Annotated in this window: 12 protein-coding genes; 11 read left to right on the top strand and 1 reads right to left on the bottom strand. The window is 41.7% G+C overall.

Annotation, left to right across the window (positions count from 1 at the left end):
- Window positions 1-161 precede the first annotated feature (161 nt).
- The 11 genes from VOR_RS0100600 (at window position 162) to VOR_RS0100550 (ending at window position 12,184) form a co-directional block, all read left to right on the top strand.
- Window positions 162-1,298, top strand: a complete 1,137-nt coding sequence (locus VOR_RS0100600; protein ID WP_010317098.1) for a glycosyltransferase — start codon at window positions 162-164, stop codon at window positions 1,296-1,298.
- The gene (gene hisH, locus VOR_RS0100595) at window positions 1,298-1,918 is read left to right on the top strand and encodes an imidazole glycerol phosphate synthase subunit HisH (protein ID WP_010317096.1); all 621 of its coding nucleotides are present in this window, start codon (window positions 1,298-1,300) and stop codon (window positions 1,916-1,918) included. The genes VOR_RS0100600 and hisH overlap by 1 nt, the downstream gene beginning before the upstream one ends.
- On the top strand, window positions 1,918-2,682 hold the full coding sequence (locus VOR_RS0100590; protein ID WP_010317089.1) for an AglZ/HisF2 family acetamidino modification protein: 765 nt from the start codon (window positions 1,918-1,920) through the stop codon (window positions 2,680-2,682). Before hisH ends, VOR_RS0100590 begins: the two co-directional genes overlap by 1 nt.
- A 6-nt stretch (window positions 2,683-2,688) precedes the next feature.
- Window positions 2,689-3,831: an N-acetyl sugar amidotransferase gene (locus tag VOR_RS0100585; RefSeq protein WP_010317088.1), complete on the top strand. Its 1,143-nt coding sequence runs from the start codon at window positions 2,689-2,691 to the stop codon at window positions 3,829-3,831.
- A 10-nt stretch (window positions 3,832-3,841) separates the two neighbouring features.
- Window positions 3,842-4,768 (top strand): D-glucuronyl C5-epimerase family protein, encoded by a 927-nt coding sequence (locus VOR_RS0100580; protein WP_010317086.1) that lies wholly within the window; start codon window positions 3,842-3,844, stop codon window positions 4,766-4,768.
- Window positions 4,765-5,868, top strand: a complete 1,104-nt coding sequence (locus tag VOR_RS0100575; protein WP_010317085.1) for a glycosyltransferase family 4 protein — start codon at window positions 4,765-4,767, stop codon at window positions 5,866-5,868. The genes VOR_RS0100580 and VOR_RS0100575 overlap by 4 nt, the downstream gene beginning before the upstream one ends.
- Window positions 5,869-5,877: 9 nt before the next feature.
- On the top strand, window positions 5,878-6,948 hold the full coding sequence (gene wecB, locus VOR_RS0100570) for a non-hydrolyzing UDP-N-acetylglucosamine 2-epimerase (RefSeq protein ID WP_010317083.1): 1,071 nt from the start codon (window positions 5,878-5,880) through the stop codon (window positions 6,946-6,948).
- Complete coding sequence (locus VOR_RS0100565) at window positions 6,945-8,171, top strand: glycosyltransferase family 4 protein (RefSeq protein WP_010317081.1); 1,227 nt, start codon at window positions 6,945-6,947, stop codon at window positions 8,169-8,171. The genes wecB and VOR_RS0100565 overlap by 4 nt, the downstream gene beginning before the upstream one ends.
- A gap of 206 nt (window positions 8,172-8,377) precedes the next feature.
- Window positions 8,378-9,502 carry an ISAs1 family transposase gene (locus tag VOR_RS0100560; protein WP_010317079.1) on the top strand — a complete coding sequence of 375 codons (1,125 nt, stop codon included), beginning with the start codon at window positions 8,378-8,380 and terminating at the stop codon, window positions 9,500-9,502.
- A gap of 105 nt (window positions 9,503-9,607) precedes the next feature.
- On the top strand, window positions 9,608-10,156 hold the full coding sequence (locus VOR_RS0100555) for a sugar transferase (protein WP_010317076.1): 549 nt from the start codon (window positions 9,608-9,610) through the stop codon (window positions 10,154-10,156).
- Window positions 10,157-10,237: 81 nt separating this feature from the next.
- Window positions 10,238-12,184 carry a polysaccharide biosynthesis protein gene (locus tag VOR_RS0100550; RefSeq protein ID WP_010317075.1) on the top strand — a complete coding sequence of 649 codons (1,947 nt, stop codon included), beginning with the start codon at window positions 10,238-10,240 and terminating at the stop codon, window positions 12,182-12,184.
- Window positions 12,185-12,237: 53 nt separating this feature from the next.
- Here VOR_RS0100550 and VOR_RS16510 read toward each other — a convergent pair.
- Window positions 12,238-12,750: S1 family peptidase (locus VOR_RS16510; RefSeq protein ID WP_010317073.1), on the bottom strand; the 513-nt coding region annotated here is incomplete at its 5' end.

Genomic DNA, 12,750 nt, shown 5'->3' with positions numbered 1-12,750 from the left:
AAGTATACTGGGCTTTATGGTTATCAGCTAAGTATGGTTGCACTTTATTCCATTTTTCTGTTTCTCTATATTCTATTTTTTGCGAACTTGTCCACTGGTATCGAGTGGCCTGTTCTTTGGTTTACGCTTGGTTTTATATCCAAGCCTTTTGGTTTTAGATAATGAAAAATATTCATATAACACTAACAGAGTTTCGGAACGAATCTCGTGTACTTAAAGAAATTTCATCACTTGAGGCTTCTGAAGCCTTTGACTCTTTTACTGTTATCGCGCTTGGCGCTGATGATCTGCCTATTGAAGACTCTATAAAGTCAAAAGCAAAGGTCTGTAGAATCAGGTTGCTAACTCGAAAGTTGCCTAAAAGTGCATTTTTTCAGTTGTTCAAGTTTATTGAATTTATGTTCAAATGCTTATTGATGGTGAGGAAGGAAAAAGCCCAGGTTGTCAATATCCATACCCTCGCTCTTTTGCCATTAGGGTGGCTACTAAAGAAGTTATTTAAGGTGAAGCTGGTTTATGATGCCCATGAACTGGAAACTGAAAAGAATGGGCTGAACGGCTTTCGCCAGCGCATCTCTAAGTATATAGAATCTTTATTCATCCGTTCGTGTGATTTAATAATCGTAGTGGGCGAAAATATTGCAGACTGGTATGCCAATGCCTACAAGATAGAACGCCCCTTAGTTGTGAAAAACTCGCCCAGGTTTCGTCTGCAAGCTAAAAAAAACCTCTTCCGTGAACGTTTGGGTATTTTGCCAAATCAGAAGATTTTGCTTTATCAAGGTGGTTTGATGAAAGGGCGTGGTGTGCAGCTCATATTGGACGCTTTCAAAGAAAGAAAAGATAGTCATGTGGTCGCTGTTTTTATGGGGTATGGGGATTTAACAACGGAAGTAGAGCAGGCAGCAAAAAACCATCAGAATATTTTTTACTTTCCAGCCGTTTCACCTAATGTTGTCCTTGACTATACTGCCTCTGCCGATATTGGTATTTCGTTAATTGAGAATACCTGCCTTTCTTATTATTTTTGTATGCCAAATAAGCTCTTTGAATATACAATGGCAGGTATACCTGTGATCGTCTCTGATATGAAAGAAATGGCTGAGGCTGTTCAGGCAGCAGATTTTGGGGTGGTGCTTACCGAGTATTCTGTTGAAGCGATCAATGAAGCGGTGGATCGCTTGGCTGAACGAGATCTAACCGAGTTATCGAATAATGCTTACCAGTTTGCGCAGTGTCAGGCTTGGGAGCAACAGGAAAGGGTAATGCTTGAAGGGTATCAGAGGATGTTAGCATAATGATAAAAATTCTTGATTACGGTATGGGTAACTGCGGCTCGATAAAGAATATGTTACGTTACCTAGGAACAGAGGCAGAGATTGTTGATCAATCAGTTGGTTTGGAAAATTCTAAAGCTATTATTCTGCCGGGGGTTGGTTCTTATGATCACGGTGTGAAACATTTGGAGCCTTTCAAGGCCATGTTAGAACAAAAGGTATTACATGAGAAAATACCTTTCCTGGGCATTTGTCTTGGTATGCAGCTTGTTCTCGAAAAGAGTGAAGAAGGGCAATTACAAGGCTTGGGGTGGATTAAAGGTGAGGTCAAACGCTTTGACTTTTCTAAGCTTAGCGAACAACGCCACGTGATCCCTCATATGGGCTGGAACGAAATTAGCCCCGCCGAATCACCAGATATTTTGCAACCATTTGAAGCAGATCGCCAAGATCGCTTTTATTTTGTTCATTCATATCATGCGGAAAATGTACCAAGTGAGAATCAATTAGCTATCTGTCATTATGGTTATGAATTTACTTGTGCCATTCGCAAAAATAATATCTTCGGTGTTCAGTTCCATCCTGAAAAAAGTCATAAGTTCGGCAAGCAGCTTTTCAAACAGTTTATAGAGTTAATCTAATGTTAAAAAAACGTGTTATCCCTGTTTTGCTATTACAGAATGGTGGCTTGGTTAAAGGTGAAAAATTTAAAAAGCATAAGTATGTAGGTGATCCTATTAATGCAGTAAGAATTTTCAACGAAAAGGAAGTCGATGAATTGGCTTTTGTTGATATTTCCGTCGGCGTTAATTGTAGTGAGCCTGACTATGAACTAATTGGTGACATGGCTTCCGAAGCCTTTATGCCAATTGCTTATGGCGGTGGTATTCGGCGTGTGGATCAGGTTGAGACATTATTTCGCCTTGGTGTCGAAAAAGTCATTATCAATAGTGAATTTCATCTTAATCCAGAGTTGGTTAAAAAATGCAGTCAGATCGCTGGTGCTCAAAGTATTGTTGTTGCAATTGATGTTAAAAAAAGTTTGTTTGGTCGATATGAGGTTTATATCCAAAACGGCACCTATAAAACAGGCACTTGCCCAATAGAGTATGCAAGAAAGGCACAGCAATACGGTGCAGGTGAGATTATTTTAACGTCTATTGACCGCGAGGGTTCAGCGCAGGGCTTAGATCTTGATTTAATTAAAAAAGTCACATCAGTCGTTGAAATACCTGTAATTGTGCAGGGTGGTGTTGGTAGTTTAGAGCATATTAAAGATGCTGTTAAAATGGCCGGAGCTTCAGCCGTTGCTGCGGGTACATACTTTACTTTTCATGGAAAGTACAAGGCGGTACTTTTGACTTATCCTGCTTTCCATGAGCTTGAATATTTATTTTTAGATTGAGGTTTTATGACTAACAGTAGCTATCAAATGTGTACTCGCTGTGTGATGGATACAACAGATCCTGAAATTACATTTGACGAGCAAGGTATGTGCAACCATTGTCATGAATTTGACAATGTAATCAGTAAGCGTTGGTTTCCGAACGAAGAAGGCAAGCAGCAACTGGAGCAGATATTCAATCGAATCAAGGAAGAGCGCAAAAATTACGAGTATGACTGCATTCTTGGTTTAAGTGGTGGACTTGACAGTTCATACCTTGCGTTGGTCATGAAAGAATACGCTATGCGTCCTTTGGTTGTTCATGTCGATGCAGGCTGGAACAGTGAGCTGGCAGTATATAATATTGAGAAAATCGTCAAATATTGCGGCTACGATCTGCATACTCATGTGATGAACTGGCCCGAAGTCCGTGATTTGCAATTAGCTTACCTTAAAGCGGGAGTGGCGAATCAAGATGTTGTCCAAGATCATGCTTTTTTTGCATCGCTTTATCACTTCGCAGTCGATAACAAAATTGATTATGTTATTAGTGGTGGAAATATTGCGACAGAATCTGTGATTGCATCGGCTTGGCAGCATGGCGCAATGGATGCTATTAACTTAAAGGCTATTCATAGAAAGTTTGGTAAGCTTCCGCTGAAAGATTATAAAGTTATTGGATTTCTACAATATTACTTTTACTACCCTTTTGTTAAGAAGATGAAGGTCATTAGACCGCTCAATTATTTACCTTACTCTAAAGACTTTGCACAAAAGGAACTGGAAGATAAAGTAGGCTATAAAGCATACGGTCGTAAGCATGGTGAGTCTCGCTTTACTAAATTCTTTCAAAACTACTACTTACCCACTAAGTTTAATATTGATAAAAGGCGCTCTCACTTAGCAAGCCGTATTCTTTCAGGTGATATTACAAGAGAAGAAGCACTTGATGAGCTAAATAAACCTTTATATGATGAGGCTGAATTAACAGAAGACAAACACTTCGTGGCGAAAAAACTTGGAATCACAGTAGAGAATTTAGATGAAATGACCAGTAGTCCTGGCCGTTCTTATAAAGAGTTTAAAAACTGGGACTCAAGATATAATATGATGAAGGGTTTGCAAAGATTTTTAAATAAAATGCTTAAAACAAAGGTCAGGATGCACTAACAAGGCTATTATGAAAAAAATAATACAAGACGTTTTTAAATATATCTTAGGTACGGCTGATTTTTCGTTAGTGACGCAGAGTAATAGTGGTTTTTTATATCCGATATGCTTGAATTTCACATTAGAAAACAATAGGTTTTATTATAATCTTTTAGATGATAATGGAATACCCTACAGGTTTTATCAGTCGGTTGGTGTGCAATATAATCCGACACGAATAGCAGCCTATGGATTAGCCCATTTCAACCGATACATTGATAAGGCCTTTGATAATGATAAAGAAATTTTTATGAAGTGTGCTAACTGGTTTCTTGATCTGGATAATGCACGCTATGAATATAACTTTGATTGGGGGCAGCTTAAATCACCCTGGATCTCCTGCATGGCTCAAGGTGAAGCAGCAAGTGTTCTTATCAGAGCTTACAAATTGACGGGTGAGGACAAGTACTTACTCCAGGCAGAAAAATCACTTACACCATTGTTTTTGCCTATCACTGAGAGTGGCGTACAGTCTGTACTACCTGATGGTTCTATTTTCCTTGAGGAGTATCCTTCACTTAAACCAACTCATGTTCTTAATGGCTTTCTTTATGCATTGATAGGCCTCGGTGAATATATTGATGTTACTGGCAGTAACGTTCATCAAGATTTATTTGACAAGCTTGTAAACTCACTTTGTCAAAATATCAGTATTTGGTGTTATGCAGGTTGGTCTCTTTATGAGGATAGTGTTAAGGCTAAGGGCTTAAATTTTTGCACACCCTCTTATCATAATCTTCAAATTACACAACTCAAGTGGCTCAATAAGCGAGTCAACAACCCAGATATTCAACATGTTATAGAAGTCTGGGAAAAGGGGCTCAACAGTTTTCTTATGCGTGTTTTTGCGCTTTTAGGAAAGGTGTGTTTTCGCCTTAAGAATAAGGCACAGAGATGAATAAAATTGCTCACTTGTCTTCAGTACACACTCGCTATGACACCCGTATTTTCCTAAAGGAATGTACAACCCTTGCTAAAAATGGGTACTCGGTATCACTGGTCGTAGCAGACGGTAAGGGTGATGAAACTAAAAACAATGTGTCTATCTACGATGTAGGCGCATCTAAAGGGCGTTTGGATCGCATTCGTAATGCACCTGGTCGTGTGTTGACTAAAGCTTTGGACTTGGATGCAGATATCTACCATCTGCATGATCCTGAATTAATCCCCATTGGTTTGAAACTCAAAAAGCACGGCAAGGTGGTGTTTTTTGACGCCCATGAAGATGTACCCAAGCAGTTGTTGGGTAAACCTTATCTAAATAAGCCTGCCAAGTGGTTGCTGTCAAAAGCTTTTGCAGTGTATGAGCGCTGGGCCTCCCGTCAGTTGGATGCAGTTATTGCTGCGACCCCTTATATTCGTGATAAGTTTATTGCGATGGGTATGCGTTCTGTGGATATCAACAACTATCCACTATTAGGTGAGCTCTCAACTGATGAGATAGATTGGTCACAGAAAAAAGCACAGGTAGGGTATGTGGGCGGCTTGGGGCGAATTCGTGGTATTCACGAAATGGTTCAAGCCATGACATTGGTTGAATCTGATGTCCGCTTTGCGATGGGGGGGAGCTTCACGGAAGCCAGCTTTGAACAGGCAGTGAAAGCTGAAGAAGGGTGGGTGAAAACTGATCACCTTGGTTGGTTGGATCGTACAGGGGTTAAACGAGTGTTGAATGACTCCGTTGCCGGTCTGGTTACTTTGCATCCGGTGATTAACTATCTCGACTCTTTGCCTGTCAAAATGTTCGAGTATATGGCAACGGGCTTACCGGTTATTGCTTCGAACTTTCCTCTCTGGAAAGAAATTATTGAAGGCAACCAGTGTGGGCTGTGTGTTGATCCACTGGCTCCTCAAACGATAGCAGAAGCGATTGACTACCTGGTTACTCATCCTGTTGAGGCTGAACAAATGGGACGTAATGGCCAGAAAGCGGTGCAGGAAAAGTACAACTGGGGTATCGAAGAGCAAAAACTACTTAATTTCTATAAATCCATATAAGTGACAAAGATGCAAAGAATTTTTACCATCATAGGCGCACGTCCACAGTTTATTAAAGCTAGCGTTGTATCGCGCGCTATTCAGCAAGTCGACGGTATTGAAGAGATTATGCTGCATACGGGCCAGCATTTTGATGCCAATATGTCGGATATTTTTTTCAACCAACTGAATATTCCACGGCCGCATATTCAGTTAGATATTCACGGTGGTAGCCACGGTGACATGACCGGGCGTATGCTGAAAGAAATTGAACAGGCCTTGCTAACCCATAAGCCAGATCGTGTCTTGGTGTATGGAGATACCAACTCAACACTTGCTGGCGCGCTTGCGGCAGCAAAACTGCATATACCTGTTGCTCACATTGAAGCAGGCTTGCGCAGCTTTAATATGCAAATGCCGGAAGAGATTAATCGTATCCTCACCGATCAAGTGAGTGATTTACTCTTTTGCCCAACGGATACGGCAGTGCAAAATCTGAATAACGAAGGCTTTGCAAACAAGCAGGTACGGGTATTGCAAGTTGGCGACGTAATGCAGGATGCGGCGCTCTTATTTGCCCAAAAAGCGGTTGCACCAGCAGGTGAGCTGCCAGATGAGTTTATTTTGGCTACATTACATCGTGCTGAAAACACAGATAGCCCCGAGCGCTTGGCGAATATTGTGAATGCACTGAATCAACTTCATCAGACTTTGGCTCCTGTTGTACTCCCTTTGCACCCACGGACGCGCAAACTGATCGCCGAACAAGGTCTTGAGTTGAACGTTCATTTGACTGATCCCGTCGGTTATTTTGAGATGGTCTGGCTACTAGATCACTGCCAGTTGGTACTGACAGATAGCGGCGGTGTGCAGAAAGAAGCGTTTTTCTTTGGTAAGGCCTGTGTCACGATGCGTGACCAAACCGAATGGGTAGAGCTGATAAAAGCGGGAGCTAATGAGTTAGTTGGTGCTGACATTACAAAGATTATTGAAGCCGCTACTCGTAATCTTGGACGTAAAATCCAAGATACACACAATCTGTATGGTGGCGGGAAAGCTGCACAGCAGATTGTGGATGTTATCCTGAAGGCTAGTATATGAGTAAAACAGTTTGGATTGTACAACAGTACGCGTCTACCCCGGCAACGGGGATTGGAGGGCGCCATTACTACTTAGGGCGTGAACTAGTAAAGCTGGGGTATAAGGTATATTTGATTGCTTCTGCTTCACACCATCTGTTACGTGAAAAGCCAGTTTTAAATCAGCCATTTAAAATAGAAACGCTGGAAGAAGGTTTCTATTTTGTGTGGGTTAATATGCCTGATTATACAGAAGCACACAGCAAGCAACGTGCTTTGAATTGGTTTTTATTCCCTTGGCAGATTCAAAAATTGGCACGAAAAATTGCTGATAAGCCGGATGCTGTTTTATCTTCTTCTCCCTCACTTATTGCTTTTTTAGGCGCTCAACGACTGGCTAAAAAATTCAAAGCCCGTTTGGTTTTTGAGGTACGTGATATCTGGCCGTTGACCTTGACTGAAATTGGTGGTTATTCACCTAAGCATCCTTTTATTCGTTTGATGCAGTGGGTGGAAGATAAAGCCTATCGTGACTCTGATGCGGTTGTATCTAATCTTAAAAACTCTGTTGAACATATGGCTGGCCGTGGTATGGCGCGTGATAAATTCAGTTGGGTGCCTAATGGGTTCTCTTTAGATGAAGTGAATCAAAAAATCCCACTCAATCATACTGCTGCCGCTCAGCTTCCAAAAAATAAATTTATCATTGGCTATACAGGTACGCTGGGCGTGGCTAACGCGTTGCAAACGCTAATTGAAGCTGCTGAGCGGTTGCAGGAATATACTGAGATTGCCTTCGTGTTAGTGGGTGCGGGAAAAGAGAAAGCCGCTCTCCAGTCTTTGGTTGCAGAGAAACAATTGCGTAATATATTCTTTATTGACCCCATTCCAAAAGTTGAAATTCAGTCTATTTTGAGCGAGTTTGATGCTTGTTACATCGGGCTTACAAAAGACCCATTATTCCGATTTGGTGTCTCACCTAACAAACTATTTGATTACCTTTATTCAGGTAAGCCGATTGTTTACGGTATTGAGTCTGGTGAGTATAAGCCAATCGAAGACTCTAAGGCGGGGCTACAAGTCCCGGCCCAAGCTCCAGAGCAACTGGCTGATGCTGTCTTAAGCCTTTATCAGATGCCAGCAGAGGAAAGGCTGGCTATGGGGGAAAATGGCCGTAAAGCTGCACTTAAGCAGTATGAGTATGGGCAACTGGCTAATCAATTGATAAAAGTGTTGTTTAACTAAGTGCCTTCTGACAAGGTAACCGCATGAACATCCTTGACTTTAGATGTACATACTTTCAGAGAAAAATCATCAACATGCCTATGTTTAAAGGGTGAATTCCATAGATTGGTTGCTCTGTTGGATAGCGTTATCACACAACAAACAATTAACCGATGATCATTTTCAGTGTTTTCTAATACCTCCATACACAAATTGGAGGTCCAACAATGAGTAACCAGCACCCATTTATGCATTTCGATGTCATTCCAGATTACCGCCAAAAAGGTAAAGTCGAACACAAGTTAACTGATATCATTTTGTTAACAATTTGTGCTGTGCTTTCTGGTCAAGATGACTGGAAAGCGATTAGCCTATACGGCGAAGCTCGGTTGGATTTCTTGAAGCGATTTGGTGATTTTAGCCATGGCGTTCCCTCTACCTCGACGATAGCCAGGGCGATGGGCATGATTAATGCGACTCGCCTACAAAAATGCTTTATCGAATGGATGAAAGATTGCTGTGAGCTAACGAAAGGTGAAGTCATTGCTATTGATGGAAAAACCGTTAGGGGCTCTTATGATAACTCTCGAGGGCTTGGCGCCATCCATATGGTTAATGCTTTTGCGACCGAAAATGGCGTGAGTCTTGGACAGCATAAAGTCTACGAAAAAAGCAACGAGATTACGGCCATCCCAGAGTTTCTGGAACTGCTTGATATATCTGGTTGCTTGGTCAGTATTGATGCGATGGGATGCCAAAAGAAAATAGCGCAAAAAATTCTCGATAAAGAAGCGGATTACCTACTAGCGGTGAAAGGAAATCAAGGCCGTTTGGAGCAAGCGTTCGATAACTATTTTGATATGAGTATGCTGCAAAAACACGACGGTGATTCTTATAGCACGCAAGAAAAATCGCGAGGCAGACAAGAGACTAGGTTGGCCTTAACCAACACAGATTTGAGAGTTTTAGGTGACTTAGAATTTGATTGGCCAGAGCTAAAAACAATGGGTATCGTCGTTTCTGTGAGACAAGAAGAAGCCGTAGCGAAAGAGTCCGAAGTGACGGTGAGATGCTATATTAGCTCGAAGGATTTAAATGCTAAGGAATTGTTAAATGCAACGCGTTCACACTGGTTAGTTGAGTCGATGCATTGGACACTCGATACTGAATTTGGCGAAGATGCTTGCCGAAAAAGGGCTGAAGAAAGTGCAGAGAACTTCGCAAGGATCAGACAAATGTGCTTAAACATGCTGAAGAGTGAAACGACTTTAAAAGCAAGTATTAAACACAAAAGAGCAATGTGTGCGATGGATCCTGAGTACCTTTTAAAGGTGTTTTCGAGCCTTTATTAATGAGGGTGTTCATGATTTTTCCGTGGACACCTCCCCAAACGTTAGAGGAAGGCTTTAAAAAAACGGCAGAAGCCTTTCTTCAGTCAAAAAAAACAGTGGTAAAATATGATTCGTTTTTTAGATTTCCTAGCGGCTTTCTTTGGCTTGCTATTTTTGTGGCCGCTCCTATTGATTGTCACCATCATCGGTTTATTTGACACTGGCTCTCCAGTGTTTATTCAAGAGCGTGTTGGCCGCAATAAAAAACCGTTCAATCTTATTAAGTTTCGTACTATGTCGGTAGAAACCAAGTCTGTAGCAAGCCACTTAGCAAACAATGCATCTATCACTAAACTTGGTGCTTTTCTTCGTAAAACGAAAATCGATGAGCTGCCACAGTTGATCAATGTTCTAAAAGGTGAAATGAGCTTAGTGGGCCCACGTCCTAACTTGTTTAATCAAGAGGAATTGATTAAAGAACGTGATGCATTAGGTGTATATGATGCGCTACCAGGTATCACTGGCCTTGCGCAAGTGCAGAATATCGATATGTCTACACCACGGTTATTGGCAAAAATAGACAAACAAATGATTGATTCGCTTACCATTAAAGATTACTTCAAATACATCATCATGACTGCAATGGGTAGTGGTAGTGGTGATGCTGTAAAGTAGGACAGTTTTCAATTTATCTACAACAGACTTTTAAAACTAACGTCACTATAATGCCGACGTTGGTTTATATAGAGAAATAATATGGCTAGGCTGAACTTTATCTGGAACTTATCGCGGGTTAATAAGCGCATTATCAGCGTCATTATTGACCTTTTCTTTATCGTCTTCTCTTTTTATGCTGCTTATTGGGTAAGAATTGGTGATATTGTTTTGATCAAATCACCAACGGTTCCTTACCTTCTGGGTTGTGTTGCTATCATCACCATCCTTTCTTTCACACGGCTTGGGCTTTACCGTGCGGTATTGCGTTACCTTACTTTTCATGCGCTAGCGGTGGTCAGTATTGGCACGGTGATTTCAGCGGCTTCTGTTGCCGTTCTTGCATTTTATTTTAGTGCGCCTATTCCGCGTTCTTTACCCATTATTTACGGAACCTTTCTTTGCCTTTTTTGTGGAGGCTCGCGACTTATCGTTCGTGTGCTCGTTGCGCAACTTAATGGTAAAGGAAATACAGCCGTGCTGATTTATGGGGCGGGCTCAGCGGGAAGGCAGCTTGCACTAGCGATCAGAAATTCGGAAACTCATAAAGTAGTCGGGTTTATTGATGAAGATAAAACCCTTGAAAACACCGTGATTATGGGGTTGTGTGTACATAATGTTGGTCATGCAGATAGGCTAGTTGCTAAACATAATGTAAAGCAGATACTACTTGCAGTGCCAAGTGCTTCACGTGCTCGAAGAAAGAAAATATTGGAGTCCTTGGTTCACCTTTCAGCGGAAGTACTTACCGTACCAGATATGAAAGATATTGTTGAAGGTAAGGCGAGTATTGATGAGCTAAAAGACGTTGCGGTTGAGGACTTACTTGGGCGAGATCCGGTTACACCACAGCGCTCGTTAATGGAAGCAAACATTAAAGATAAAGTCGTTATGGTCACCGGGGCTGGGGGCTCGATTGGCTCAGAATTGTGTCGACAAATTATTCTCAGCCAGCCGAAAAAGTTGATTCTTTTTGAGCTTTCTGAATTTGCGCTATACCAAATTGATCGAGAGCTTAGTCAACTTAGTGTCCGCAAAAAACTAAATATTGAAATCGTACCTCTGCTTGGTTCTGTTCAGCGTATTAATCGTTTATCAATGGTGATGAAAAGCTTTAGCATTCAAACCATTTACCATGCCGCCGCCTATAAGCATGTTCCTTTGGTAGAGTTCAACGTAGTGGAAGGGGTAAGAAACAATGTGTTTGGTACTTACTACACCGCAAAAGCTGCAGTAGAAGCTCAAGTTGAGTCTTTTGTGCTTATCTCTACAGACAAAGCAGTTAGGCCGACTAATGTAATGGGTGCGACTAAGCGCATGGCTGAATTAGGTTTACAAGCCTTGGCAGAGCAAGAAAATGAGAAGCCTAAAGGCACCCGTTTTTGTATGGTGCGTTTTGGTAATGTGTTGGGTTCTTCTGGTTCCGTGGTACCACTGTTTAAAAAACAGATAGCAACAGGCGGCCCTTTAACGGTTACTGATCCTGAAATAACGCGTTATTTTATGACCATTCCAGAAGCTGCGCAGTTAGTGATCCAAGCAGGAGCGATGGGCAAAGGTGGTGATGTTTTTGTTCTCGATATGGGAGAATCTGTGCGTATTTCTGATCTTGCCAAAAATCTTATTCAGCTTTCTGGGTTGGAAGTGAAGGATGAATCCAATCCATATGGCGACATTGAGATAAGTTATACTGGGCTTCGTCCTGGTGAGAAGCTGTATGAAGAGCTTTTGATTGGTGACAATGTTGAGAATACGGCGCATGAACGAATCATGACCGCGACAGAAGTAAACTTACCGTTACCTCAATACATGCATCTTTTGGAAGAGCTCGATATTGCTTGCCATAACTTTGATCATGAGCGTATCCGTGAGCTATTGCTTGATGCGCCGACAGGCTTTACCCCTAGTGATGGTATTTGTGATTTGGTGTGGAAGAAATTAGCGAAATCGGAAGAGAAGGCTGAAAACAGAATAAGCGATAAAGTCTAGAAAATATAGCCGAACAGATAATCTCTATCGGCTATCCATTCGGCTTATTGAGTTTACTGCTGCCGCGCTAACCTTGTTTCGTTCGTTTCTACATTTGGCCATTGATATTCTCCGTGGTGGTAAGTGTTCACTTGTGCTTTCAACCACGGTTGGATGAAATTGATCGAAACAAAAATGCTTAAGCGTTCGATATCTAATTTTTCTCCGTTCACAAGCCTCGTATCTGCTTTATTGGCAATAGCCGCTAATATACCGACCAATTCGCCTTGTGCATTGAATGCACCACCGCCACTCATGCCCGAACGTATTGGGGCGTCGGTAATACTGGCTGGGCATTGGCTAAAGTAACGGCTATTGACGAAGTTTAAGTCCAAATGGTACGTCCCTTTTCCCATCACCACATCACCACTGCCACTCACACCAAACGCCTCTATTTTTTCTCCTTGATAAACTAGCCCTAATTCTGGTAGTACAACATGTTGGTTGTCTGACTCGATCAAAGCCACATCACAAGTGGGATGGTAAGCTACCACTTTGGCATAATTCATTTGTATGCGCCCCATGAT

Source organism: Vibrio ordalii ATCC 33509, from assembly GCA_000257205.1.
In the GTDB taxonomy this organism is placed as follows: Bacteria; Pseudomonadota; Gammaproteobacteria; order Enterobacterales; family Vibrionaceae; genus Vibrio; species Vibrio ordalii.
This window is presented reverse-complemented; position numbering and strand designations above follow the sequence as displayed.

Excerpts from the sequence above, each read along its gene's own strand:
- VOR_RS0100600 (WP_010317098.1), top strand. The coding sequence starts at position 162 with ATGAAAAATATTCATATAACACTAACAGAGTTTCGGAACGAATCTCGT.
- hisH (WP_010317096.1), top strand. The coding sequence starts at position 1,298 with ATGATAAAAATTCTTGATTACGGTATGGGTAACTGCGGCTCGATAAAG.
- VOR_RS0100590 (WP_010317089.1), top strand. The coding sequence starts at position 1,918 with ATGTTAAAAAAACGTGTTATCCCTGTTTTGCTATTACAGAATGGTGGC.
- VOR_RS0100585 (WP_010317088.1), top strand. The coding sequence starts at position 2,689 with ATGACTAACAGTAGCTATCAAATGTGTACTCGCTGTGTGATGGATACA.
- VOR_RS0100580 (WP_010317086.1), top strand. The coding sequence starts at position 3,842 with ATGAAAAAAATAATACAAGACGTTTTTAAATATATCTTAGGTACGGCT.
- VOR_RS0100575 (WP_010317085.1), top strand. The coding sequence starts at position 4,765 with ATGAATAAAATTGCTCACTTGTCTTCAGTACACACTCGCTATGACACC.
- wecB (WP_010317083.1), top strand. The coding sequence starts at position 5,878 with ATGCAAAGAATTTTTACCATCATAGGCGCACGTCCACAGTTTATTAAA.
- VOR_RS0100565 (WP_010317081.1), top strand. The coding sequence starts at position 6,945 with ATGAGTAAAACAGTTTGGATTGTACAACAGTACGCGTCTACCCCGGCA.
- VOR_RS0100560 (WP_010317079.1), top strand. The coding sequence starts at position 8,378 with ATGAGTAACCAGCACCCATTTATGCATTTCGATGTCATTCCAGATTAC.
- VOR_RS0100555 (WP_010317076.1), top strand. The coding sequence starts at position 9,608 with ATGATTCGTTTTTTAGATTTCCTAGCGGCTTTCTTTGGCTTGCTATTT.
- VOR_RS0100550 (WP_010317075.1), top strand. The coding sequence starts at position 10,238 with ATGGCTAGGCTGAACTTTATCTGGAACTTATCGCGGGTTAATAAGCGC.